The organism is Bacteroides sp. AF34-31BH (assembly GCF_003602795.1).
Taxonomy (GTDB): Bacteria; Bacteroidota; Bacteroidia; order Bacteroidales; family Bacteroidaceae; genus Bacteroides; species Bacteroides uniformis.
Map to the genome: position 1 here is coordinate 80,115 of NZ_QTLV01000013.1, position 25,434 is coordinate 105,548.

A 25,434-nucleotide genomic window follows, 5' to 3' on the forward strand; every position below is an offset into this window, starting at 1 on the left:
AGAATGAATGCAAAGAAAATAAGTAAGAGCATTCTTGCACTGCTGATAACAGTACCTGCTCTGCTTGCAACAAACGCTATGGCACAAGAACTGAAAAAGCCGACCCTGGAAGATCTGATTCCCGGAGGTGAGACCTACCACAAACCGGAAAACAAATCGTACCAGTGGTGGGGCGATGCCGCTTGTCTGGAACTTGGCATCGACAATATAGAAGGTACATGGGCTGTCAAAGGATTAGGTGCCAAGCCCGGAGAGAAATTCACTGCCATCACATTGGAAGAAGCCAACGCGCTGCTGGAAGAAAAAGGACTTGGAAAACTGCGTCACTTTCATGCTGCAAAGGCTGTCAACGTACCCCGAGGCGTCAATCTGGGTATTCAAGTCCAAATAGACCCACTCCTGCTGCTGAACACCGGCAAGTACCGTGCCCTCGTCGACTGGAAGAAGAAAAAAGTCATCTGGAGCCAGCCTTGCCCCGCCCAAGCCGCAAATGAGGATTGGAACGAGGTAAGCCGCCATTTGGCTTATACTATCGGCAATAATCTCTATGTGATGACCGGTGACGGGCAAACCCTGAAAGTCACCAACGAACCGGAAGGTATCGTCTGCGGACAAAGTGTGCACCGCAATGAATTCGGCATTTCAAAAGGCACTTTCTGGAATCCTGCCGGGGACCTGCTGGCCTTTTATCGAATGAACGAAAGCATGGTCACCCCCTATCCATTGGTTGACATCACGACAAGAATAGCACTGGTGGATAAAATACGCTACCCCATGGCCGGCATGCTCAGCCATCAGGTAAAGGTAGGTATCTACAATCCGGCTACTCAAAAGACCATCTACCTGGACATGGGCGACCCAAAAGACCGCTACTTCACCAACATCACCTGGGCACCGGATGGTAAAAGCCTCTATCTGATAGAGCTAAACCGAGACCAAAACCACTCCAAACTGTGCCGGTACGATGCTGAAAGCGGAAAGCTGCAACAAGTGCTCATCGAAGAGAGACATCCCAAATATGTGGAGCCGCAATCTCCCATTCTATTCCTGCCATGGGACAGCCACAAGTTCATCTATCAAAGCCAGCGTGACGGCTTCAACCATCTGTACCTATACAATACGGAAGGGGAACTGCTGAAGCAACTCACCTCCGGCCCCTGGCTTGTACAAGACATCGTAGGTTTTAACCGGAACACGAAAGAGCTCATCATCAAGAGTACGGAAATCTCTCCTTTGCAGAGCAACCTTTACGCTGTCAACCTGAAGAATGGCAAACGCAGCTTGATAGGAGACCCAACCGGCATGCACTCGGCACAAATCTCCGGTTTCATGGGAACTTACCTCATCGACAATGCCTCTTCGCCCACTTGCCCCCGTATCATAAAACTGATGTCCACCAACCCGAAAAAACAACGGGAACACACACTGCTGACAGCCAAGAACCCCTACGAAGGCTTTGAAATGCCCAGCATAGAAGTAGGCACCATCAAAGCCGCCGACGGCAAGACAGACTTGTACTACCGCCTGATAAAGCCTGCCGACTTCGACCCGGCAAAGAAGTATCCCGCCATCGTCTACGTATACGGCGGCCCGCACGCCCAGATGATAACGAACGGCTGGATGAACGATGCCCGCGGCTGGGACATCTACATGGCAAACAAAGGCTACATCATGTTCAGCCTCGACAACCGTGGCAGCAGCAACCGTGGACTGGAGTTTGAAAACGCCACCTTCCGCCAGCTGGGCATCGAAGAGGGCAAAGACCAGGTGAAGGGCGTAGAATTCCTGAAAAGCCAGCCTTATGTGGACGGAGAGCGTATCGGCGTGCACGGCTGGAGCTTCGGAGGACACATGACTACGGCGCTGATGCTGCGCTATCCCGAAATTTTCAAGGTAGGCGTTGCCGGCGGACCGGTTATCGACTGGGGATACTACGAGATAATGTACGGTGAGCGCTATATGGACACTCCGCAAGCGAACCCGGAAGGCTACAAGCAGACAAATCTGAAAAACCTTGCCGGTAACTTGAAAGGACATCTGCTCATCATACACGACGACCACGACGACACCTGCGTGCCGCAGCACACCCTTTCATTCATGAAGGCGTGCGTGGATGCCCGTACCTATCCCGATTTGTTTATCTATCCCACGCACAAGCACAACGTCCTGGGACGCGACCGTGTGCATCTGCACGAGAAGATAACAAGATATTTTGAAGAATATCTTTAATGTACAATGTACCGTACAATTTGCTATGCAGTGCGGGCGTGCAAATAGGGAGTAGATGGTAGAAGAAAGAAGAGAATAAAAGAGAGAATAAATCATTAAGTATAACAATCTGTACAACTTACCTGATGCCCCACAGCACAGACAAATTGTACATTGTAAATTGTAAATGAACCCATGAAAGTATTATTATTAGGCTCCGGTGGCCGCGAACACGCTCTGGCATGGAAGATTGCCCAAAGCCCGAAAGTAGAGAAACTATATATTGCTCCCGGCAATGCAGGTACAAGCGAAGCAGGCGAGAATGTGAACCTGAAGGCGACAGACTTTCCCGCACTCAAGGCCTTTGCCCTTGAGAAAGAAATCGACATGATTGTTGTGGGTCCCGAAGACCCGTTGGTACAAGGCATCTTCGACAGCTTCAAGGAAGACCCTGCCACCTGCCATATCGACATCATCGGCCCCACCGCCAAAGGTGCTACACTGGAAGGTAGCAAGGAATTTGCCAAAGGCTTCATGATGCGCCACAACATCCCCACTGCCCGCTACAAGAGCATCACCGCCGACAACTTGCAGGAGGGACTCGACTTCCTCGCTTCCCTCGAAGCGCCTTACGTACTGAAGGCCGACGGACTGTGTGCAGGCAAGGGCGTGCTGATTCTCCCCACACTGGAAGAAGCTCAGAAAGAGCTGAAGGAAATGCTGGACGGCATGTTCGGCGATGCCAGCGCCACGGTAGTCATTGAAGAGTTCCTCAGCGGCATCGAATGTTCCGTATTCGTGATGACAGACGGCCGCCACTATAAGGTATTGCCCGTAGCCAAAGATTACAAGCGTATCGGCGAAGGCGACAAAGGCCTCAACACCGGCGGTATGGGCAGCGTTACTCCCGTACCTTTTGCCGACGAAACATTTATGGAAAAAGTACGCACCCGCATCATCGAACCTACCGTAAACGGTCTGCTGGAAGAAGAAATCGGCTACCAAGGCTTCATCTTCCTGGGACTTATCAACGTGAAGGGCGAACCGATGGTGATTGAATACAACGTCCGCATGGGCGACCCCGAAACCGAAAGTGTAATGCTACGTATCAAGAGCGACCTGGTAGACCTACTCGAAGGCATTGCCCAGGGCGACCTCGACCAGCGTACACTGGAATTCGACCCACGCACAGCCGCTTGCGTCATGCTGGTAAGCGGAGGATATCCGGAAGCCTACGAAAAGGGCAAGGTGATGACCGGATTCGAGAAGGCTGCCGAAACGGACAGCATCCTCTTCCATGCCGGAACAGCCACCAAAGACGGACAGACCGTAACTGCCGGTGGCCGTGTCATCGCCGTCTGCTCCTATGGTGAAACAAAGGAAGAAGCCTTGCAGAAGAGCTACCGCGTGGCCGACATGATAAACTTCGAGAAGAAATATTTCCGTCGCGACATCGGATTTGACTTATAAATGAGAACGAAGAGATTCCAGAACCGGATAACGGCAGGGCGGTTCACACTACCCACCGCTATCCTGATTTCAGTATCCTGCTGGATACTGACCGCTGTTCTGTTGCCCGAAACGGAGACACAGCAAAGCGGATATTCCCTTTGGGAAACATTCTGCGACTTCTGCATCCCCACCTGGGCAAACCGTCTCTTCAGCTTTATTCTGTATGCCGTCATCGGGTATTTCCTGATACAGCTCAACAATACGTTCGCCATCATCCGGATGCGGGCATCGGTACAGACTTCTGTCTACTTCCTGCTGATATCCGTCTGCCCCAGCCTGCACATGCTGTATGCGGGAGACTTGGCAGCCGCCTCCTTCCTGGTGGCACTGTTTTTCCTCTTCAAGAGCTACCAGCAGGCACGGCCCACAGGCAGTCTCTTCCACGCCTTTGTCTTCATCGGACTGGGCAGCCTGCTTTTTCCGCAGCTCATGCTGTTTGTCCCCATCTTCTGGATAGGTGCCTACAACTTCCAGTCTCTCCAACCCAAAAGTTTCTTCGCTTCCTTGGTAGGATGGAGCGTACCCTACTGGCTGTTGCTGGGACACGCCCTCTACTACGGGCAAATGGAACTCTTCTGCCAGCCCTTCCGCGAGCTGGTGACCTTCGCTCCCACCCGGTTCGACTATCAGCCGTGGGAACTCGCCACCCTCGGGTATCTCCTTGTTCTGTTCATCGTCAGCGCGGCACACTGTCTCATTGCCGGCTATGAAGACAAGATACGCACCCGAAGCTATCTACACTTCCTCATCCTGCTGAATTTCTGCATCTTTGTCTATATCGGACTGCAACCGGTATTGAGTGTCCACCTGATGTCCTTCCTGCTCATCGGTGTCAGCATCCTGGCGGGACACTTGTTTGTACTGACAAATAGCCGCAGTTCCAATATATTCTTCATTTGTGCATTTATCGGATTATTCATTCTATTAGGATTCAATATATGGACGCTTTTGTAGATACACTCGTACAGCTGCTGATTGACTGGGGATATGTCGGTCTGTTCATCTCTGCCCTATTGGCAGGAAGCATCATTCCGTTCAGTTCCGAGATAGTGATGGTAGCACTGGTCAAGGTCGGTCTGAGCCCGGCACTGTGCGTACTCTCCGCCACCTTGGGAAATACGCTGGGAGGCATGACGTGCTACTACATGGGACGTCTGGGACGTATAGACTGGATTGAGAAATATTTCAAGGTAAAAAGGGAAAAGATAGAACGGATGCAGCATTTCCTCCAAGGGAAAGGGGCACTGATGGCTTTCTTCGCCTTTCTGCCCTTTGTGGGAGAGGCCATAGCCATTGCACTGGGCTTCATGCGCAGTAATCTGATACTGACCACCACGTCCATGTTTGCAGGGAAACTGGTGCGCTACATAGCTATGCTGTGGGCACTGCAAGGAGCCATTTCGATGATGAATTATTGACATGTAGTGAGTTTGAGCAATAGATGTATAGATACAACGCGTTGGATGTATAGATGCAACGTACTGGATGTATAGATGCAGCACGCTGGATATATAGGCGCAACAACACGCTGAATCACAGAGAATTAAACTAAATAAAAACATTCAACAAAAGCAGAAGTGATGCAACGAATCATAGAGAAGACGGAAGACGGAAGTGCGACACTGTTTGTACCGGAACTGAATGAACATTATCATTCGGTAAAGGGGGCACGTACAGAATCACAGCACATCTTCATCGACATGGGACTGAAAGCATCCGCTACTGCCCGCCCGCATATCCTTGAAATCGGTTTCGGCACCGGGCTGAATGCCCTGCTTACACTGGAAACTGCCGAAAAGGAAAAGAGACCTGTGCACTATACCGGTATCGAACTCTATCCGCTTGCATGGCCGGAGGTGGATGCGCTAAAATATAGCGACAATCCTCTGTTCGAGGAACTGCATCGGGCTGCGTGGGAAGAAGAAGTTGCCATAACTCCTTATTTCACACTGAGAAAAGTGCGGGCAGATATCGAAACAATAAGCATCGACAGTTTGTTAATGATTAATAAATCTCCGTTCGACGTTGTCTACTTCGATGCTTTTGCACCCGAAAAGCAACCGGGAATGTGGGAGGAAAAAGTCTTCCGGAATATCCATGCCGCCATGAGCACTGATGGCGTGCTGACCACCTACTGCGCCAAAGGAGTAGTACGTCGCATGCTGCAAGCCATAGGATTCAAGGTAGAGCGTCTTCCAGGCCCCCCCGGAGGGAAACGGGAGATACTGAGGGGAAGGAAAGAGGAAGTGATAATGGATAAGGAATAGTTGATAATGAATAGTTGATGCCCCCTGCCACAGCGCAGCCAAATTGTAAATTGTAAATAGTAAATTGTAAATGAAAAAGTTTTGTTTTTTACTCCTCATAGCCACCTTGCTCTTCTCGTGCAAGCAAGGAGGCCAACAGAACAAGAAGAATGACGATAAACCCGTGATTACCGTCACCATCGAGCCGCTGCGGTATTTCACCGAAGCCATTGCCGGCGATGAATTCACCGTCGTCAGCATGGTGCCCAAAGGTTCAAGTCCGGAAACCTACGACCCCACGCCCCAGCAGCTTGTCGACCTTGCCCAAAGCAAGGCCTATTTCCGCATCGGCTACATCGGTTTCGAGCAGACATGGACGGAAAAACTGACGGACAATGCTCCCCACCTGCAATTCTTCGATATGTCCGAGAATGTGGAACTTATTCTGGACGATACCCATGCACATCATCATAAAGACGGGCATGTACACGAAGGCCATACGCACGCCGGTGGTGTGGAACCCCACATCTGGAATTCCACCATCAACGCCCAAATCATTGCCGGAAATATTCTGAATGCACTCTGCGCCATAGACAAAGCCAATGAAAACGCCTACATGGAACGTTACAACGCACTCATCCGGCGGATAGAGCATACAGACAGCCTCATCTGCCAGATGCTTTCCAGCCCGAATGCCGACCGTGCCTTCATGATTTATCATCCGGCACTTTCCTACTTTGCCCGCGACTACAACCTGCACCAGATTCCTATCGAAGCCGGTGGAAAGGAACCCTCTCCCACCCATCTGAAGAACCTGATAAACTCCTGCAAGAAGGAGAAGGTACGCGTCATCTTTGTACAGCCGGAATTCGACCGCCGCAATGCCGACCTTATCGCCCAGCAGACCGGAACCCGGGTGGTGGCTATCAATCCCCTCTCATACGACTGGGAGGAGGAGATGATGAATACGGCCCAAGCACTGCTCACCCCTCGTTCCCCTAAAGGAGAAGGAGAATAAAGAAAAAAACATGCTCGCATCTCCTATTATAGAAATAAAGAACCTCAGTGCCGGATACGATAACCGGACTGTGTTGCACGATGTAAACCTGACTATCTACGAACGTGATTTTCTGGGTATCATCGGCCCCAACGGTGGAGGAAAGACCACACTTATCAAGTGCATCCTGGGACTGCTGAAGCCCACTGCCGGAGAGATACTTTATCATACCGATTCCCCGTCACCCGAAGTAGCCGGTTCTCAATGCCTACCCCTCAACACTCGATTATCCATGGGGTATCTGCCCCAGTACAGCAGCATCGACCGGAAGTTTCCCATTACAGTAGAAGAAGTCATCCTTTCAGGCCTCAGCAGCCAAAAGCCACTTGCTTCGCGCTTCAATACCCGACACCGGGAAAAGGCCCGCCATGTGATAGCCCGCATGGGACTGGAAGGCATGGAACAACGCGCCATAGGTGCCTTGAGCGGCGGACAGTTGCAACGCGCCTTGCTGGGACGTGCCATCATCTCCGACCCACAGGTCGTGATTCTTGATGAGCCCAGTACCTACATTGACAAGCGTTTTGAAGCCCGCCTCTACGAACTACTGACAGAAATCAATGAAGAATGTGCCATCATCCTCGTCAGCCATGACATCGGTACGGTATTGCAGCAAGTCAAGTCTATCGCTTGCGTCAACGAAACGCTGGATTACCACCCCGACACCGGTGTCACGGAGGAGTGGCTGGAACGGAACTTCAACTGCCCGATAGAGTTATTGGGACACGGAACACTGCCACACAGAATACTGGGGGAGCATAAGCATGCTCATGAATAAGCAAAGGAGGTTGGTTTTACAGTAAACCAGCCTCCTTGCTCTTTCAAATAGTCACCCGGCAATCTTCTTACCCATTATTTATATCGGAATGCCTTATATGAATGGGGCAACAGTAATAAACGGAAAGAATTCTTAGGCGTAACCGGACGTCTGGTCTGTATCACCGGTCCGGCAGGAAGAGGACTCAAAACAGTCCCATCCTCCAAGCTTTCCAGCTTCATCACCTTATCACCGGTCACGATACGCACCTCTACCGGTTCGTCATTGAAGTTCTCTACCACCAGCGTTTTATTGTCATATACAAACAGGCCTACTTTGGAGGGAGCTTCCAGACAGACTCCTATGTCCTTACTCATAATGCGACGAATTTCATTCAAGGCATTGGCCGGAAAATCATACAGATTGCCCATATCGTCGGGAATGGTAAGAACATACAGATTACCGGTAGCATACGGGGCTCTCAACAGAATAGGATAGCCCGAAACTCCACCCGTCAGCGGACGACCGGCACTGACCATCTCCCAAGCATCATTCGTATAATACTGCACCTGCGGAATCAACAGGTCACGTCCGGACTGCCCGTAACGGCCGAAATCATTGACAAGAGCCTTCAAATCAGTACAACGCAACTCGGCTACCTCTGTAAGCTTCTCAGGAATGGCTTTCAGCAAACTGCTCGTAACCACCACATCACGCCCGCTTTGCAGTTGTCTCTTGATTTTAGCCATAATTTCCGTATCCTGTGCAGCTTGTGCAGTCAGCAGAACCACTTGCCGGTCTTCCGGAAAAACAGGACGCATATCCATCGGCAAACCTATCATGCCCAAATAGTTCTGAAGGAAATCATCACCGGCGGCATGAAAAGGCTTGTAGGATTTTATACCCACCGGATTCCCCAGCTTATGAATCAACTTATCCGTTTGTTTCAGCACAACACCGGCTATACGGGCCATCGTGGTAGGTTCTACCAAAGAGCCGTCTTCCAACCGGATGGGAGCGGTCACCTCATCATAGTTAAAGCTGGTACCCATTCCCTGCCAGGGAGTACGGTATTTAGGAGACAACTTCACATCCAGAAGCTGGTGATAGGCAAAGAGAATAATCTCGGGAGCCTTGGCAAGCATGGTCAAATGAAGCTGTTCGGCATACCGGTCCATACCCATGTTCAGTCCACCTACATCGACCCATCCCCCACCGTTATAACCCGGACGCAGGTTATCGAAATAACGGATAATATTATAACTCAGATAGTTCTGCAAATGCTGATTACCTGCCGGGTCCCTTGTTTCAGTACCGGTCCAGACACCGTCAAAGAGCTGGGGACCTTCCTCCAAATTAAATCCCAAACCTTGAAAGTGATCATACCAGTTGGGATATTTGATAATCACCTTTACCTGAGGATTCACTTTCTTGGCAGGTTTCAGCACGAGGTCACGACCGGCCTCGGTCATCAGCTTCAAGCGGTAGTCCGTCCAGCTCTGCATTCCTTTTGCCTTTATTTCTATGTCGGACTTGCAGCTGGTGAAGAAGAAATCATCCAGAATAAACTCATCAAAGTGTTTCGCCGTGTGTTCCGCAATCTTTTGCACCATCTTGCGGTGTTCAGGATTGGAATAGCAGAATGTCTCGAAACTGTTTGCCTCGTTGATGGTATAGGTAATACCTCCAGCTGTCTCTATACCCCGGTCATGAAAGAATTTCTTTGCCTGCTCCAGAGTGGCATCCTCCACAACCAGCAAGTCCCGGTGTGTTTCCAGATAAATCTTGTCCACTTCCAACTGTTGTGAAATCACATTCCAGGTAGAATCCAGCCAATGGATGTCCTTCATCTTGTCTACCTCGTAAGCACGGACATAAATGGATACTTTGAAACTCTCGTAAGCTTTTGCCTGCATGGTCATATTACAAACCATGCAGAGCAGAAAAACTACAATTACAAACTTATCTACCTTTATTTTACTATTCATTGCAATTCAATATTTTATTAGACGCCAATACCATATACATAAACCACGTAGCATGTCCACCCAGGCAATACTCACCTTCCTGCCACAAGAACGGAAAATGAAGCAGTTCGGGTAGATCGGGACGAATCAGATTAGTACCCGGAGAAACTCCACCCGGGATATAAGACCAATCAGCACGATTGACACCATAGGCGGCCTTCATCGTTTCGGCACCAACCCCCGTTACAAAAGCTGCCTGGTTACGTCCCGGATGCATACCCAGCAGATACTGGACGGCATTAAAAATGTAGTCCGGTGTAAATAAGTCAGGATAAGCAGCATGTAAATAACAGTAGTTATAGCCCAAATGCTGAGGCTCCCATGAACCGGAAGAACGGTTACCTCTGTCGTGTGGCACTCCATACGGGGTTTTACTGCTATACTCCTGATACATGGCCTGTAACTCCGGCAATGCCTTACGAATAGCCTTGCTGAAACGGACATTGCCCACAGCCTGGTCGAACCGTCCGATGAACCAGCCCGTCTGACGGATATTCTTGCAGATGAAATCCTGCTGCTGCAAAACGAAATCGCGGTACCCGGCTTCCTTCGTTGCCAGATAAAGCTCTACGGCGGCATGTACTTTCGTTGTCAGTATCCAATTGTTATCACAACGTGTAATCTTAAACAGCTCACGGGCTATTTCCAGACAATCTGCCGCCAGAGTATCATTATGTCCCTTCAGCACGCGTGAAATACCTGCCAGCCAAGCGGCCACCTGTAACTCACGTCCCGGATTGTCTTCCGTAAACACCCAACGGTCATCAGCCGTTCCACTGACATGATCAGTATGGGCCGAAGCATCTCCCAAGTGTGCATATTGCCGTACAGTAGGACACAAAATTCCTCTATAGAGGCGTCCCAATGCCTTCCAACCGGCTACTACGGTCAAAGCCCCGTTTTCCACTTGCTGTAACAAGTCGTTTTTCCCGTCAGGCTGGTGTATCTCTACAATCCGTTTTTCGAAATCAATGGAAGTCTCGTCCCAGTAGGCACCGAAATTCTCACAAGCCATAGCGAGGATATAGGCTTCACCTGCCTGCGACTCCACACGCAGGTCATAATCGCCTGCATCGTGCCAACCGCCTACGTTCAATCCCGGAACAAGATCGCCCGGCTGATATTTGCACAGAGTAGAAGGTCCCTGGCTATATCCGTCAATGTGATTGATATTCGTTTGGGCCATTCGGGCATCGTCCTGGTGACAGAAGTCATGCCATACACGATACTTCTCGTTGACACGCATGTGACACATCTGTACCGGCAGGAAATATTCCACCTCCGCCTGCCAGATTCCTTTATCCCAAACATCCTTTGCAATACGGAACACCGGAGAAGCCGCATCACCGTACATCACCTGATAAAGTCCCTCTTCCGTAATTTCCGTAAAGTCGAACTGCAAATAATGGTAACGCTGGAAATCTCCCCAATCCTTGGCAGCCTGCTGCTTCACCAGTTTCCTGCCATCGGCTGCAATACGGTAGAGGGCAGGTTGCCGGAAATCCGTATCCCGTTTGTCCAATTCGATGACAGCCACTTTCTTCTGTCCGGGATGATAACCCACTTGAGAGACCTGTACCACCGGTGCATAGCGCCACTCCTTGGTAACTGTGGGACGGATAATCCATCTCACCGCATTCCCTTTCGTTCCTGCCGGAAATTCCGAACGAAGCACAAACCAACCGTTATTATGGTTTATCCGTCCGTCATACAGCATCAAATCTCCCTTCTCACTCTCAATCGTAATCTTTGCCAACTCATCCTGCGGATTGAGCACAAACTTTTTTCCCGCGGCAAGAGGGGCAGAGACAATATCATCGGCAATCATCGGATTATAAGTCTTCCGGTCCAGAAGCAACTGGTCCAGGCTGGCTTTCCCCTTAGGATTGAAGTCTCCGATATGCTCCATATTGGAGGTCTGCTTCATGGTGGGCCCCATCGCCTGATGAGGGAAAACACCCGTCCGGTTATCCATAATCCAGGGCTTGCCCAACAAGGTAGAAGGCACCAGCTCCAGATTGAAACCGAGCTTCCCGGCAAAGCGCTCCGGAACCGGCCGGTCCAAATCAACAGTCAATACCAGATAGTCCTTTTCCCCTTTCACCTTGATAGTATAGCCGAAAGCAAAATCCGGATAGAGCATCGGATTGAACCCCGCCATATGCTTGGCCGAGTCAGGATAGCTCAGTGTGACACGGATTTCGTTAGCAGCCTCATCCACCACCCGTTTCCTCATCTTGGGCAATCCCTGCCACTGCCCCTGCGAAATCTCGAAACGCACATCACCGCCTGCGGCCCTGCGGTCTCCATTCAAAACCAAGGTGACACCCCCTTGGTGTCCTTCAGGATAGACATCACTGAAAACCATCACATTGGCCCCGTGGTTTTCAAAATACCCCGACGGGTTAATCTTGAAGTCCTGGGCTTGCAAACCTGCACAAAGCATCAGTGATGCCGCACCTATTATCAATTTCTTCATACGTATTATTTTAAACGATTATACATTTCCACTCCCAAGCGTACCGTATGATATGGACAACGCCACATACTTACTTTGGGAGCCTCCTTTTTAGGCTCCCCGTCGAAACAGTCGCTATACCATTCCCCGTATTCCTTGTCCACCATATGGTCTTTGACAAAAGTCCAGACCGTATCGGCCGATTGCAGCCAAGCTTCGTCTCCGCTTATCTGCCAGGCATTGACGCAAGCTATCATGGTTTCAACCTGTCCCCACCACGAAGCATGCCTGGTTTTTCTGTCACCTTTCTTCTCGTAAATCATATAGCCTTTATCACTCATTCCTTCGGCCAGACAAGCTCCCGTTACATCCAGTGCAAGCTGGTTTGTCTGTTCTATCAGGTCCTGATTTTCCAGCGTACGGGCAGCCTCGCAAAGCAGCCATCCGGTCTCAACATCATGTCCGTAAGAATCCATTTCGACCAGACCGTTCCACTCATTATCAAAGAACAGATTGAAATGCCTCCTTGACGGGTCGTAAATGCGGTTGATGAACAAATCGACGCAAAACTCAAGCCTTTTCTTCAAGCCATTGTCTTTCCAGCACTGATATAGAAGGGTATAAGCTTCCAACACATGCAGATGGGCATTCATGGTCTTGGGAGCATTATTGTCATATCGCTCCAATTTCTCCCAATTTTCGGTAAAGGATTCCACATAACCGTCATATTGCGGTTCGCGACCTTTTTCTTCCAAGACATGATACAAACTAATAGCAGTTTTCAGACTTTCGTCGTTACCCGTCGCCAGATAGTGCTCTGCCAGTCCATAGATGGCATAGGTCATGGCATAAGTATATTTAGAAGCATTCACTATCTCACCATCGGGATTGACCAGCCAATATACCCCACCGTTCTCCTTATCTATGAATGTATCGATGAAATAACGCTGAGACTTGTCGGCAAGTTTCAGATAGGATTCATCTCCAAATGTACGGTATGCAGCAGAAAAGCTCCACAGAATCCGGGCATTCAGCACCCCTCCTCTGGGAGCATCTACCACCGGAGTACCATTCCGTAATACCATACCATAAAAACCGCCGTCAGGCGCCACTGCATAATCCATCCAAAACGGCAACACGCTGTCCTGCACATTGGCAACAATTTCCGCACACAATGTCGACCGTAACGAATTATGCCGAACAGTACATGCACACACGCCCATACATATAAATAGAAGGAAACAAAATGTTTTTCTTGCCATACTTAACTACAAGTTTAAATTGTGGACACTTAATCATCTGATTTGCTCATTCAGGAATACATACCCCAAACATAGTGAAGAATCTCTTTTCTGTAGAAGAGATTCTTCACTTCGTTCAGAATAACAGAACAATATAATTGTCTATTCTTAGCACAATTTTAGAGTCATCAATATCCCTCATTCTGGTCCTCCGAATTGATGAGAGGATTATTAAGAATCTCATTAGTAGGTATTGGGAAAATCTCCTGATATTTCTGATGCTCAAAATAACGGAAAGAATCGCCAGTTTCCCAGCACTCCTCCGGTGTAGAATTGGCTTTTGTTTTCGGGTATTCGCATCTGAACCATTCTTCAGCCAACCCCATACGGCAAAGGTCGAAATATAAAGAGAACTCTGCATTGAGCTCATGACGGCGTTCTTGTGTCAAAGCCACTTTCCATACATCACTTGTATACCCTTTCCGCGTCTTATATTCAGCATAAACAGTCTTTGCATCGGGCACATCGACAACTGTCGTATTCAACATTGCCTGCGGGAAATCAATGGCTTGTACACCAATTTCCAAGTTACCCCACGCACGATTACGCACTTGTCTGATCATCTCCCATCCGGTCGCTTCCTCACCCGTCTCGAAACAACATTCAGCATAATCCAGCAATACGCCTGCATATCGTTTGAAAGTCAATGAAATCGGGCAATACACAAACCCGTCCTTACCCGGTTGCTTTCTCCAATACTTCAACGAATATACGCAAGGTACATTTTCAGAGCCTTGTACATATCCGCTGTAAGAGGGATTAAGCCCCAGCTTTTGGCCGGTAATGGGATGTGTGTCACCAGTACCTACACAAGTGTATTCCTTGCGTTTGTCACCTTGCTCAAAAGAGCGATAATACTCCCAAGACAGAGCCAAGGATCCCCAACCACCGTATTCGGGAGCGGCACACATATAGCCATACCATATCTTACCGTCATCGTTGCTGTTGCCTCCCCAATTCATATTGCCATGAGTATGATAGGCAACCTCGAAAACCGATTCTTTTGTCCAATGGTTGTCCCAGGCATGGAGATTGGCATAACATGGTTCCAATGCATATACATTACTAGCAATAATATCATTCAACTCCTTCTTGGCCTCAGTGAATTTCTTCTGATACATATAGAGTTCAGCCAAAAATGCCTTGCAGAAACCTTTAGTAATACGACCGTATTCTCCATCGGCAGGTTCCCAATCCAACTTTTCCATAGCAAACTTAAGGTCTTCCTCAACAACCTGATAAGTGCCCTCCAAATTTTCAGGACGCGCCTTTCCTGCACTGGTTGTATAAGTCTCACCTGTAAGCAACATAGGAACAGGACCAAAGACTTTTGACAAATACAAGTAATTATATGCACGAATGGCACGCGCCTCAGCTTCAAACTGCGTTTTCTTTTCGACAGAAAGCACGGAAACGTCCACATTCTGCAATCCAGCCAGAAAACGATTGGCCCGGTCAATAGCTTTATAACTCATACGCCAAGCCGTATCCAGCGAACCTTTATTGGCCAATACCGCATGACGCTGCCATTCGGCATCCCAGCCGGATGCCTGACAATCCATCGTACTATGCCCCGCAATAAATACATTAGGTTTGAATCCCCATGTTGTATCATCTCCACTGTTGTCACTGCCTTGATAAGTATAAAAAGTATCGTATATACCATAAAGCCCCGACTTTATGTTTGTTTCATTCTGATACATGAAATCTTCAGGCAGAATATCGTAATGATCTACTTCCAAATAGTCATCACAGGAACTGGTGGTACCCAAGGTTAGAGCACTCAGCAACAATATATGATAAAAACTTTTTTTCATAATGATATCTGTTTATCTGTTAAGTATTTAGAATTGTACACTCGCACCGAAAGAAATAGATAACGGGAACGGATACCGTCCGCCATCGAATCCTGTCAACAACACTCTGTTTGACCCGACTTCCGGATCACCCCATTTATTATAGGAAGAAAGCGTCAATATATTATCTGCACTGACAAATACGCGGGCATTCTCCATCTTCGCATGCTTTATCAAATTCTTCGGGAAAGTATAACCAACCTGAATGTTCGAGATCTTCAAATAATCACCTTTCTTAATGAAGGCGTCACTGGCACGGTGGTTCTTATTGTGGTCGCCTTTGGTGATACGCGGATATTTACCATTGGGATTCTCAAGAGTCCAGGCATTCTTCACATATTCTGCCAGAACGTTCTGGTAGCCACCATCAGGACCATACATAGAAGTCAGACGGGCAGCACTATAAGAATAGATATCCATACCAGCTACCCCATACATATTCATCGAAAAGTCGAAATTCTTATAGGAGGCAGTAAGGTTCAAACCGTAAGAAAGAGTGGGGAAACCATTACCGATAACAGTACGGTCTTCGTCTGTAATCTGGCCGTCACCATTAAGGTCAATATACTTGAAGTCACCCGGAGCAGTGTCACCATCCTGATACTTGCCTGTAGGCGACTGGGCGTTCAAGGCATCAATTTCCTGCTGGTTCTGGAAAATGCTGGCTACTTTCCAGCCATAATAAGAACCTACGGCATAACCGTTCTGTGTGATGGAATGGTTATCCCAGTCATCGCCATCCTGCGTACCACCAGAACTGTTGTTTTTGTAAAAAATAGGATCACCGACCTCTACCGCCTCATTTTTCAAGGTAGAACCATTAACACGCACTCCTACATTCCAATCACCGAAGCTCTTATTCCATGCAGCACTAATCTCAAAACCTTTGTTACGGATATGTCCGGCATTGGTATACACAGTAGTAAAACCGGTAGAAGGACGGATCTGACGATAAATAAGCAGATCTTTCGAGTTACGGATAAAGTAGTCAACCGAGAATGAAAGCTCGTTGTTCATAAAGGCCATATCCAGACCGATATTGGTTTGTTCGTTAGTTTCCCACTTCAGGTTTGTATCAATTTCCTTTTGCTGTGCGATACCAGCTCCATTAGTCATACTGCCTCCAATCATCATATAATACATACAGTTCAAGGAAGAGAGCTGAGGAACAGAAAGACTGGTCGCACTTCCTGCATTACCCGTCTGTCCCCAACCGGCACGTATCTTCAGATTACTGAAAAGATTCAGATTCTTGATGAAATTCTCCTCTGACAAACGCCATGCCAAAGAAGCGGAAGGGAAAGTACCGTACCGGTTACCCGATCCAAAATTAGAAGAGCCATCACGACGTACTGTAGCAGTCAATATATAACGGTCATTCAAACTGTAGGTCAAACGTCCAAAATAAGATTGATAACGGGTTTTCAAATCACGCCCGCCATTCGTAGTTTTGGAAGAGGGATCGTTTGTCAAAGAAATCTGGCGGATATTATCAGCCGGGAAATCACTGGCGCTGGTATTCAACCAAACACCGTCCGTATCGCTAACAGAGAAACCTGCCATGGCACTGACACGATGATGATCATTCGACCAATCATAGTTCACAAACGATTCTAAAGCAATCTCCGAATTCTGATTCTGGTTGATAGAGTAACTATCTTTACGGTCTTTCGAACCGAATGTACGGGGATTATAGGGAGTATACCCATCATAACCTGATGTAGAATAATTGTAGCTACCGATAGCTTTAAAGGTCAATCCCTTCGCAATATCCAACTGCAAGAATGCACTGGCCACCAAACGGTCCCATTTGGAAATCTGGTCGGTTCTGGTCTTAGCTGCAGCCACCAAGTTATCGGCTCCCTTGTTGATATCACCATCAGACTCTTGTTTATAATGTCCCCATGAACCGTCGGGCAAAACAATAGGCATAGAATAAAAAGTTCCATTTTCCACATAATCCATCGTAGGAATAGCTTGTGCATAACTACGCATATTGCCACTAAAATGATGCTGGGCATGTGTATAGTTCAAGTTCAATCCCACATGAATGAAATCTTTCACTTTATGGGTGATATTGGCACGAGCTGTCAGACGTTTGAAATAAGATTCAATGACAACACCTTCATTATTCAGATATCCCACCGAAAGATTGGCTTGTGTAGCTTCTGTACCTCCCGAAGCGGAGAGATTATAGTTCTGCTGCAATGCCGTACGCGACATTTCATCCTGCCAATCAATGTTATTCAGTTTGCCAATGTACTCTTCACCAAAAGCCAGATTGGTCATAACCGAACCATTACGACAAGACTCACGCACTGCCTTAGCAAAGAGGTCCGCATCGGCCACATCTATCTTGTTACTGTTGAACTGAAGAGAATAGTTGGCGGAGAAATCCACTTTTGCCTTACCCTTGCTTCCACTTTTTGTGGTAATCATAATAACACCATTGGCACCACGTGTTCCGTAAATAGCCGTAGCAGAAGCATCTTTTAGGATTTCAATACTTTCCACATCGTTAGGATTAAGAAAATCAATGGAAGTACCGACTTGCACTCCATCCACTACATAAAGCGGATCGGAACTACCATTTACGGTGGCTACACCACGAATACGAATGCTGAATCCTCCATCGGGCGCACCGGAAGAGCGAATGACGGAAACACCGGCAGCAGCACCTTGCAAACCTTGTCCCAGATTCACCGGATTACGTTTCATCATCTCCTCTGCATTTACAGAAGTAATGGAACCGGTCAGGTCGGATTTCTTCATCGTACCGTATCCTACCACCACAACTTCTTCCAATGTTTCGGCATCTTCTTTTAAAACAATCTTCAATGCATTCATCGCCCCACTTACCTTGACGGTCCGCGTCAAATAACCGATATAACTAGCTTTCAATGTAGAGCCTACAGGACATTGTAAAGAGAAGTTACCATCCAAATCCGTAATCATACCATTGGTCGTACCTTCCACAATGACATTAGCACCAATAACAGGTTCGCCTTTCTCGTCTACGACCTGTCCTTTTACTGTGACAACATTCTGCTGTACTACAGAGACACCTGCAAACGGCTGTACACCCATTGCAAAGAGAGGTCCGGCACATGCCAGCGATACTGACACGATACCCAAATACTTCATCACATTTCTCATAAAATATTAAATACTTAGGTTTAACAAATACCCCAGTCATAGCATATCGAGGGAAAAGACACGCGACACAATTTTGTGCCAACACAGAGGCACTGCCGTGCCATAGTAATGGCACAGATATCGGTAACTATATCCCTTTCTCTTCCATACCGACAAGGGGTGAATTAAATATAGGTTTTTAAAGATCAAATTCAAAAGTTCAGGGAAGTCCCTTCAACTTGGTTCAGCAACTGCGGTTTCGCCTTCCTGCAATCCACTTTCACTACCTGAATGCGGTTGTCTGTAGGCAGGCATATCAAGCCCTCTGCCTGTTTCTTATCGGCACTGTACACTTTCAGGTTCATCTTGCTCCAATCCATTTCAGAGGTGGACTGCGCCAACTTCAGATGAGGAATCACCGAACCGTCACGCACCAGCATGATTATCGGCAAGCTGCCTGCTTCAATCTTATGCCATCCGCCTTCATACACTTTCTCTGTCTGATAGTCTATCCACTTTCCTTCGGGAAGGTAAACGGTGCGACCGGTTATACCTGATTCGAGCAAAGGAGCGACCAAAATCTGCGAACCGAAGAGATATTCATCGTCCACCTTCCATGCTCCAGGGTCATCAGGGAATTCCACGAACAAGGCTCTTAACATCGGCAAACCTTTCTCGGTACATTCCTTAGCTTGGGCATAAACATAAGGCATCAGCCGATATTTCATCTCTGCACTTTTGCGGAAAACATCCTGTACACGCTTGCTGTCGTACAACCACGGCTCTGTCGGAGGTGCACCGTGTGCACGAGTATGAGAAGTCAGAAAACCGAACGGCAACCAACGGCAATACAAATCTTCGGGAGTAGATTTTACAAACCCTCCCATATCATGGCTCCAGAAAGAGAAACCCGACAAACCGAAGGACAAACCGGCACGGAGTGTACCCAGCATACCCGTATTCGTCGTAGCAGCATCACCGCCCCAATGCAACGGATAGCGTTGTGAACCGGCCCACGCAGCACGAGCCCACATAATGTTCTCGTTATGGAGTTTTTTGGTTATCTCGGATACTGCCATGTCATAGCGCACCGGATAGAGGTTATGCTCATACCAACCACTCTTGCCAGAGGCATAAATACCGTTCAGAGGAGCAGCTTCGCCAAAGTCAACCTTGATGGCACTGACACCGATATTCAAGAGTCCGGCTAACTTGTTCTGATACCAGTTTACAGTCTCCGGATTGGAGAAATCGAGCACCACATCCTCATAAGGAAGTTCCCCATTACCATTCTTTACATACATGTCCTTCTTTATCAGTTCAGGGAAATAACGGTTCTTGGGAGTAAAATAGGGCAACTGCCACAAGCAAACATGGAACCCTTGCGACTTCAGGTCCTTCAGCATCTGCTGGGGATTCTGGAAACGGTTTTCAGAAAACTTATAATCGCATTGCCAGTCTACATCAAACCAACCAGTATCAAAATGAATAACATCGCACGGATACTTATTCTTGCGGATATTAGCAGCCACATCATAACCTTCTTTTTCACTGAAATAGGTGATACGGCTCATCCATGTACCAAAAGACCACAATGGAGGCATACCCGGTTTTCCTACCAAATCAGTGTACTCATCCAAGATGTCTTTCGGCTCACCGAAGAATACAAACAAATCCAAGTTTTCGTCGCCCATAAACATTTTGTTCAGCCCGATATAAGTAGCACCGAAATCACAAGTGACAGGTGCGGAAGTATGCATGAACATACCATATCCCCGATTGCTCATAAAGAAAGGAATGGGCTTGTACATCTGGTCTGTTTCCGGACCTTGTGGGTCTGTAACAAACAGATTTACTTTCTGCCCCACTTTGTTCAACCCTGTAGCAGACTCGCCACAGCCAAAAATCATCTCATCTGCAGTCAGAGTAAACACGGGATTGATACGACGAGCATTGTCGCTTCCCCTTTTAATGAAACTGAAAGGGGTATACTTCACTTGCGTAGAATCAGCATCACGCAAAGTAACGGTTTGACTTAATATACGTCCTGTCTTATCTTTCAATACAACCCTCCAAGGATTCTTGTTTATTTGTACAGTTCCATAATTACCGGCATAGACAATGGTATTTTCCGTTTCGGTTACCTTCCAACTTTCATCTTTACCCGGTTCCTTCGCCAGCATAATGGATGTACTTACCTTAGGTTCCACTGGAGTAGTAAGCATACGAATACGTACTGTACGCGGAGTTACAAAGTCAATCTTAAATTTTAAGTTCGGGTCATTCTCATAAGCAGTAAAAGGAAAATCGAGCATTCTCATTTTACGGGGTTGCGCACCGTTGGTATTGAAAGCCTGACGTGGCATTAAATGCCCCCGTTTCCAATTCACCAGTCCTTCACCCGACTTAACGTCGAATGATTCCAGATGGTCTGCAAAGAATAAAGTATTACTTAAATCAAGGAAGTCCGTACTCATATCCAAAGCCTGATTCATCAAATACGAAGTACCATCATTGACATGCGGCTGTGCCAATGAACTACTGCAAGTGCACACAAGCATCGCCACCGTTAAAATTTTCTTTATCATAATATTAGAATTAAGTGATTTTGCTGCCAAATATATTCCTTTCCAAAGCGAAACATAGGTTATAAAAATGTCTTTTAATACCCAATTTTGTTTCACAATGCACATTTCGGCACCTTTGGAAACAAACAATACATTATTTTTCAACAAACAAATGACATAATCCTCAATATATACACAAAAATAGTCTTGCCTAATCAGAATATTATTTTTAATTTTGAATTATGATATTGTTAACCTTCCTAATTTAAAATTAAGAAATACATGAAGCGCCTATTCACAACCGCCATTTATATCTTGTGTGTTATACTCACCACTTCAGGAAATACGAACGAGAAAACACTAACCATGATGTTTAAACAACTTTCCATATCAGAAGGACTCTCCAACAATAGTGTCCGAAGCATCTTCAGGGACAGTAGAGGCTTTTTGTGGATAGGAACTGAATCAGGGCTCAACAAATACGACGGTTACTCATTCCATCAATATTATCAAAGTAATTCAGGACTATCCGATGATGCCATCTTTGAAGTTTTTGAAGGGCCGCAAGGCAACATATGGATTAAAACAGCCAACGAATACAGCATTTATGACTATAAAACAGGGAAAATCAGCAACGATTACAAGTCCGTACTTGAAAAGAAACATATACCAAGCAAAAACATTCAAAGAATAGGCATGACTCCCAGAAATGAATTCTGGGCCTACAACCGTAGCAAGCTCTATTTACAAAATGAAGACAAGAACCCCATCAAGGTTTTTCCCCTACAAACTGAAAAAATCTCAAACATATCTATTGCAGTACAGTCCATCTATATAATGTACTCCGACGGCGCATTATACAGTATAGACAAGCAGACCTCTGAAACCAAAGAAATCGCCATCCCTACAACATTCATACCTTTATTGAAAAACCACGAGCCTCATATTTATACCGACCGGAACGAGAATATATGGTTATATACATACCAGAACAGCCTGCTATTGCACAAAAACAGCTTCACCCGGCAATGGGAAGAAATAAAGTTAAACAATGGCCAGGACATGCAATATAACCGGATACAACGCATCCTGGACATAGGCAATGGAAACGTATGGATACTTACCAGCCACAAGGGCCTATTCATATACAATACCTTGAACAAATCAATTACCAACCTGACCCATACCCCTCTAAAGCAGCATACCATTGCCAGTAACAACCTTAGTACAATCTATCAAGACAAAGATGGAATTGTATATATAGGCAACTTTAAACACGGCATATCCTATTACAGTCCGATGTCTCAAATCATACTGTGCAACAAGTCTCCAGAGTACAATGACATCCTGACCTTCTGTAAAGACACCGATCAGGAATTTATATATTACGGTACGGATGGTACAGGTTTAATCCGCCAATCATTGGCAAGTGACTTATATGAAAAAATACCAACCCCTGCCAATATTGTGGTTGATTTATCCATAGACTCCAAAGACCGTTTGTGGATCGGAACTTATCAGAAAGGACTCTTGTGCTACTCAAAAGGGAAAATCAAACAGTATACAGTAAGCAACAGCCACTTGCTCGAAAACAACGTATATACAGTAAAAGTCGACAAATATGGTTATATATGGATAGGGACAATGAGAGGTTACGTTCAAAGGCTGAACCCCGAAACCGAAGAGTTCGACACAGTTCTGTATCGCCCCGGAGAGTTTTTCATCCGAGATATGTACTATGACAGCGACAAATATCTTTATGTAGCTTCCAACGGAGGATTGATCATCATTGATACAGAAAACCAAACCTATAGCCTTTTCGATGAAGACAACCACTTCAGCGAAAAGAATATCCTTACTGTCTACAAAGACAGCCGCAACCTTCTTTGGATAGGCCATTCACATGGAATAAGTGTCTGGGACCAGAAGAACGATTCCATCCTTTTTCTTGACCAGAAGAGTGGGCTTGCCACCAACTTCGTCAAAGCTATTATAGAAGACAACAACAAACAAATGTGGATCGGTACGGGAAACGGTATTTCACGAGTCCAAATAGTAAATGGAAAATATTACATTGTGAATTATACCATAAAAGACGGATTAATATGCAATGACACCAATATACATGCTATACTCAAGTTGGACAATGGCAATATCTTAATAGGTACCCCCAAAGGATATCAGACAATCATTCCCCAAGAAATTTTAGCAACAGACTACCACGCAAACATCTACCTGACAGGGATTGAACTCAAATCAGGAATATACCATCCCAACTTATCGAATGAAAGTTCACTTGAATGCACACAGACCCTTTCTTTTACTGAAAAAGAAAATTCATTCATTTTATCTTTCTCTGCACTTGACTTTGCAGAAACAGACAAAATAAAATATGCCTATAAAATTAACCAAAGAAACTTTGACTGGGTGTACGCAGACAACAATAAGGTCAATCTGTCTATGCTGCCTGCCGGAGACTATACATTATCTGTAAAAGCATGCAACTCACAAGGCATTTGGAGTCCAAACATCAAAGAATTGAAAATCAATATCCTTCCTCCCCTATGGCGCACTTGGTGGGCATACACAATTTATACATGTATCGCCATGTGCCTAATCTTACTGGTTATTCGAAGCCTGCGCATGCGTCACAAACAAAAATTGATTCTACAAACTGTTGAAATAGAAAATGAAAAACAACAAAAAATCAATGACATGAAACTACAGTTCTTCGCCAATATAAGTCATGAACTACGCACCCCTTTATCACTGATTATTAATCCGCTTGAAGAATTTCTCGAAAACCATCCCGAACACCGAAAAGGCATACTTGACATGGTAAAGCAGAACGCCAACTACTTGCTGGAACTCATCAACCAGTTGTTGGACTTCAGAAAACTGGATGCCAAAGCCGAGAGCCTGAAATGCAAACATGACAATATCCTCATCATTCTAAGCGAAATATTCTACTCTTTTGACCCGATAGCACAAAAAAGGAGCATAAACTATACTCTCACTTGCCCGCAACACTCTGTTTTTATGGATTTTGATTATGACAAAATGCGCAAAATCTGTACAAATATACTAACCAACGCTTTTAAGTTCACTCCTAACAAAGGAAGTATCTCAATGAATATTGAGGTGAAAGAATCAAATCTGGAACTGACATTCGCAGATACCGGCTGCGGCATCGAAGACGAAAACAAGGAGAAAATATTCCAGCGATTTTATCAGTCAAGCAAAAATCCGGCAAATAGCGGAGGCAGCGGCATTGGGTTACATATTGCCTCCGAATATATAAAAATGCATCATGGCAAAATCAGTGTCAAAGACAATCATCCTTGCGGATCTATCTTTTTAATTACATTCCCGTTACACCAAAACAGTGAAGTAATCGAAGAAGATGATACAATCAAAATGCAATCGGCAGAAGAAGAATCTCGCCAATCCACTATTCTGCTTGTAGATGACAACTACGACTTTCTCAAGTTTCTCTCTGAAAGTCTTTCCAAACAATATCATATACTGAAAGCCAGCAATGGAAAACAAGCCTTATCCATCTTAAAAAAAGAAGATGCAGATTTAATAATCAGCGATGTCATGATGCCGGAAATGGATGGGCTGGAACTGTGTTCAAACATTAAAAAAGACATACGTTATTCTCATATTCCCATAATACTTTTAACAGCCAAAGCAAGCGAAGAGCACCAATTGGAAGGACTCGAAACCGGTGCCGACGATTATATTACCAAACCATTCAACATGGAAGTGCTAAAACTCCGCATCTGCAAAATGATTGAAATGAATATAAAACGGCAAGAAATCTTCAATCAGGAGATAAAGATCGAACCCAGCCGCATCACCATTACCCCCCTTGACCAGCAATTGATAGAAAAAGCCATCGCCATTGTAGAAGACAATATAAATGAAACGGAATTTTCCGTCGAGGAACTTGCCAGCAGCCTGAACATATCACGCAGCTACTTCTACAAGAAGATGATTAAGATAACGGGAAAGAAACCCATCGAATTCATCAAGACCATCCGCATGAAACGGGCACAACAACTCCTGACAGAAAGCCAGATGCAAATCTCAGAGATTGCCTACATATTGGGCTATAACTCACCCAAAGTGTTCTCCAAACATTTTAAAGATGAGTTCAACATCAGCCCTTCCGAATTCATAAGGCAACATAGCAGAAAAATACAAACCAACGAAGAAGAAGATGGACAGTATCCGGAACAAGATGCTGAAGAGACACCGGAAGAATAGGTTTTACTCCGGTTTATGCTTGCAGAAACAGTTATTGC

The 25,434-nt window shown here is 46.2% G+C and carries 14 protein-coding genes; 8 read left to right on the forward strand and 6 right to left on the reverse strand.

What is annotated here, in order from left to right:
• The first annotated feature begins 3 nt into the window (after positions 1–3).
• From DWZ67_RS17015 to DWZ67_RS17045, 7 genes are all read left to right on the forward strand, one after another.
• Complete coding sequence (locus DWZ67_RS17015) at positions 4–2,229, forward strand: S9 family peptidase (protein WP_009037569.1); 2,226 nt, start codon at positions 4–6, stop codon at positions 2,227–2,229.
• Between the two features lie 174 nt (positions 2,230–2,403).
• Positions 2,404–3,678: a phosphoribosylamine--glycine ligase gene (gene purD / locus DWZ67_RS17020; protein WP_120139384.1), complete on the forward strand. Its 1,275-nt coding sequence runs from the start codon at positions 2,404–2,406 to the stop codon at positions 3,676–3,678.
• Positions 3,679–4,674: a hypothetical protein gene (locus DWZ67_RS17025; protein WP_005834261.1), complete on the forward strand. Its 996-nt coding sequence runs from the start codon at positions 3,679–3,681 to the stop codon at positions 4,672–4,674.
• Positions 4,659–5,138, forward strand: coding sequence for a YqaA family protein (locus DWZ67_RS17030; protein WP_025832326.1), 480 nt, complete (start codon positions 4,659–4,661; stop codon positions 5,136–5,138). Before DWZ67_RS17025 ends, DWZ67_RS17030 begins: the two co-directional genes overlap by 16 nt.
• 162 nt (positions 5,139–5,300) lie before the next feature.
• Positions 5,301–5,987 carry a tRNA (5-methylaminomethyl-2-thiouridine)(34)-methyltransferase MnmD gene (mnmD, locus tag DWZ67_RS17035; RefSeq protein ID WP_034529232.1) on the forward strand — a complete coding sequence of 229 codons (687 nt, stop codon included), beginning with the start codon at positions 5,301–5,303 and terminating at the stop codon, positions 5,985–5,987.
• A gap of 70 nt (positions 5,988–6,057) precedes the next feature.
• The gene (locus tag DWZ67_RS17040) at positions 6,058–6,984 is read left to right on the forward strand and encodes a metal ABC transporter solute-binding protein, Zn/Mn family (protein WP_016272273.1); all 927 of its coding nucleotides are present in this window, start codon (positions 6,058–6,060) and stop codon (positions 6,982–6,984) included.
• A 10-nt stretch (positions 6,985–6,994) separates the two neighbouring features.
• The gene (locus DWZ67_RS17045) at positions 6,995–7,801 is read left to right on the forward strand and encodes a metal ABC transporter ATP-binding protein (RefSeq protein WP_005834252.1); all 807 of its coding nucleotides are present in this window, start codon (positions 6,995–6,997) and stop codon (positions 7,799–7,801) included.
• 74 nt (positions 7,802–7,875) lie between these two features.
• On the opposite strand, the gene DWZ67_RS17050 is transcribed toward DWZ67_RS17045, so the two are convergent.
• From DWZ67_RS17050 to DWZ67_RS17075, 6 genes are all read right to left on the reverse strand, one after another.
• Positions 7,876–9,768 (reverse strand): hypothetical protein, encoded by a 1,893-nt coding sequence (locus DWZ67_RS17050; protein WP_120139385.1) that lies wholly within the window; start codon positions 9,766–9,768, stop codon positions 7,876–7,878.
• On the reverse strand, positions 9,761–12,286 hold the full coding sequence (locus DWZ67_RS17055) for a glycoside hydrolase family 9 protein (RefSeq protein WP_120139386.1): 2,526 nt from the start codon (positions 12,284–12,286) through the stop codon (positions 9,761–9,763). The genes DWZ67_RS17050 and DWZ67_RS17055 overlap by 8 nt, the downstream gene beginning before the upstream one ends.
• Before the next feature lie 5 nt (positions 12,287–12,291).
• Entirely contained in the window at positions 12,292–13,527 is a 1,236-nt protein-coding gene (locus tag DWZ67_RS17060; RefSeq protein ID WP_120139387.1) for an AGE family epimerase/isomerase, read from the reverse strand.
• Between the two features lie 167 nt (positions 13,528–13,694).
• On the reverse strand, positions 13,695–15,383 hold the full coding sequence (locus DWZ67_RS17065) for a RagB/SusD family nutrient uptake outer membrane protein (RefSeq protein WP_005834242.1): 1,689 nt from the start codon (positions 15,381–15,383) through the stop codon (positions 13,695–13,697).
• Positions 15,384–15,410: 27 nt separating this feature from the next.
• The gene (locus DWZ67_RS17070) at positions 15,411–18,566 is read right to left on the reverse strand and encodes a SusC/RagA family TonB-linked outer membrane protein (protein WP_243635187.1); all 3,156 of its coding nucleotides are present in this window, start codon (positions 18,564–18,566) and stop codon (positions 15,411–15,413) included.
• A 203-nt stretch (positions 18,567–18,769) separates the two neighbouring features.
• The gene (locus DWZ67_RS17075; RefSeq protein WP_120139408.1) at positions 18,770–21,145 is read right to left on the reverse strand and encodes an alpha-xylosidase; all 2,376 of its coding nucleotides are present in this window, start codon (positions 21,143–21,145) and stop codon (positions 18,770–18,772) included.
• Positions 21,146–21,406: 261 nt separating this feature from the next.
• Between DWZ67_RS17075 and DWZ67_RS17080 the strand changes: the two genes are divergently transcribed.
• On the forward strand, positions 21,407–25,396 hold the full coding sequence (locus DWZ67_RS17080) for a two-component regulator propeller domain-containing protein (protein ID WP_120139389.1): 3,990 nt from the start codon (positions 21,407–21,409) through the stop codon (positions 25,394–25,396).
• Positions 25,397–25,434 lie beyond the last annotated feature (38 nt).

Bases quoted from the DNA above. Each gene is read 5' to 3' on its own strand.
- DWZ67_RS17015 (WP_009037569.1), top strand. From the start codon at position 4: ATGAATGCAAAGAAAATAAGTAAGAGCATTCTTGCACTGCTGATAACA.
- DWZ67_RS17055 (WP_120139386.1), bottom strand. From the start codon at position 12,286: ATGAAGAAATTGATAATAGGTGCGGCATCACTGATGCTTTGTGCAGGT.
- DWZ67_RS17045 (WP_005834252.1), top strand. From the start codon at position 6,995: ATGCTCGCATCTCCTATTATAGAAATAAAGAACCTCAGTGCCGGATAC.
- DWZ67_RS17075 (WP_120139408.1), bottom strand. From the start codon at position 21,145: ATGATAAAGAAAATTTTAACGGTGGCGATGCTTGTGTGCACTTGCAGT.
- DWZ67_RS17030 (WP_025832326.1), top strand. From the start codon at position 4,659: ATGGACGCTTTTGTAGATACACTCGTACAGCTGCTGATTGACTGGGGA.
- DWZ67_RS17025 (WP_005834261.1), top strand. From the start codon at position 3,679: ATGAGAACGAAGAGATTCCAGAACCGGATAACGGCAGGGCGGTTCACA.
- DWZ67_RS17070 (WP_243635187.1), bottom strand. From the start codon at position 18,566: ATGAAGTATTTGGGTATCGTGTCAGTATCGCTGGCATGTGCCGGACCT.
- purD (WP_120139384.1), top strand. From the start codon at position 2,404: ATGAAAGTATTATTATTAGGCTCCGGTGGCCGCGAACACGCTCTGGCA.
- DWZ67_RS17080 (WP_120139389.1), top strand. From the start codon at position 21,407: ATGAAGCGCCTATTCACAACCGCCATTTATATCTTGTGTGTTATACTC.
- mnmD (WP_034529232.1), top strand. From the start codon at position 5,301: ATGCAACGAATCATAGAGAAGACGGAAGACGGAAGTGCGACACTGTTT.
- DWZ67_RS17050 (WP_120139385.1), bottom strand. From the start codon at position 9,768: ATGAATAGTAAAATAAAGGTAGATAAGTTTGTAATTGTAGTTTTTCTG.
- DWZ67_RS17065 (WP_005834242.1), bottom strand. From the start codon at position 15,383: ATGAAAAAAAGTTTTTATCATATATTGTTGCTGAGTGCTCTAACCTTG.
- DWZ67_RS17040 (WP_016272273.1), top strand. From the start codon at position 6,058: ATGAAAAAGTTTTGTTTTTTACTCCTCATAGCCACCTTGCTCTTCTCG.
- DWZ67_RS17060 (WP_120139387.1), bottom strand. From the start codon at position 13,527: ATGGCAAGAAAAACATTTTGTTTCCTTCTATTTATATGTATGGGCGTG.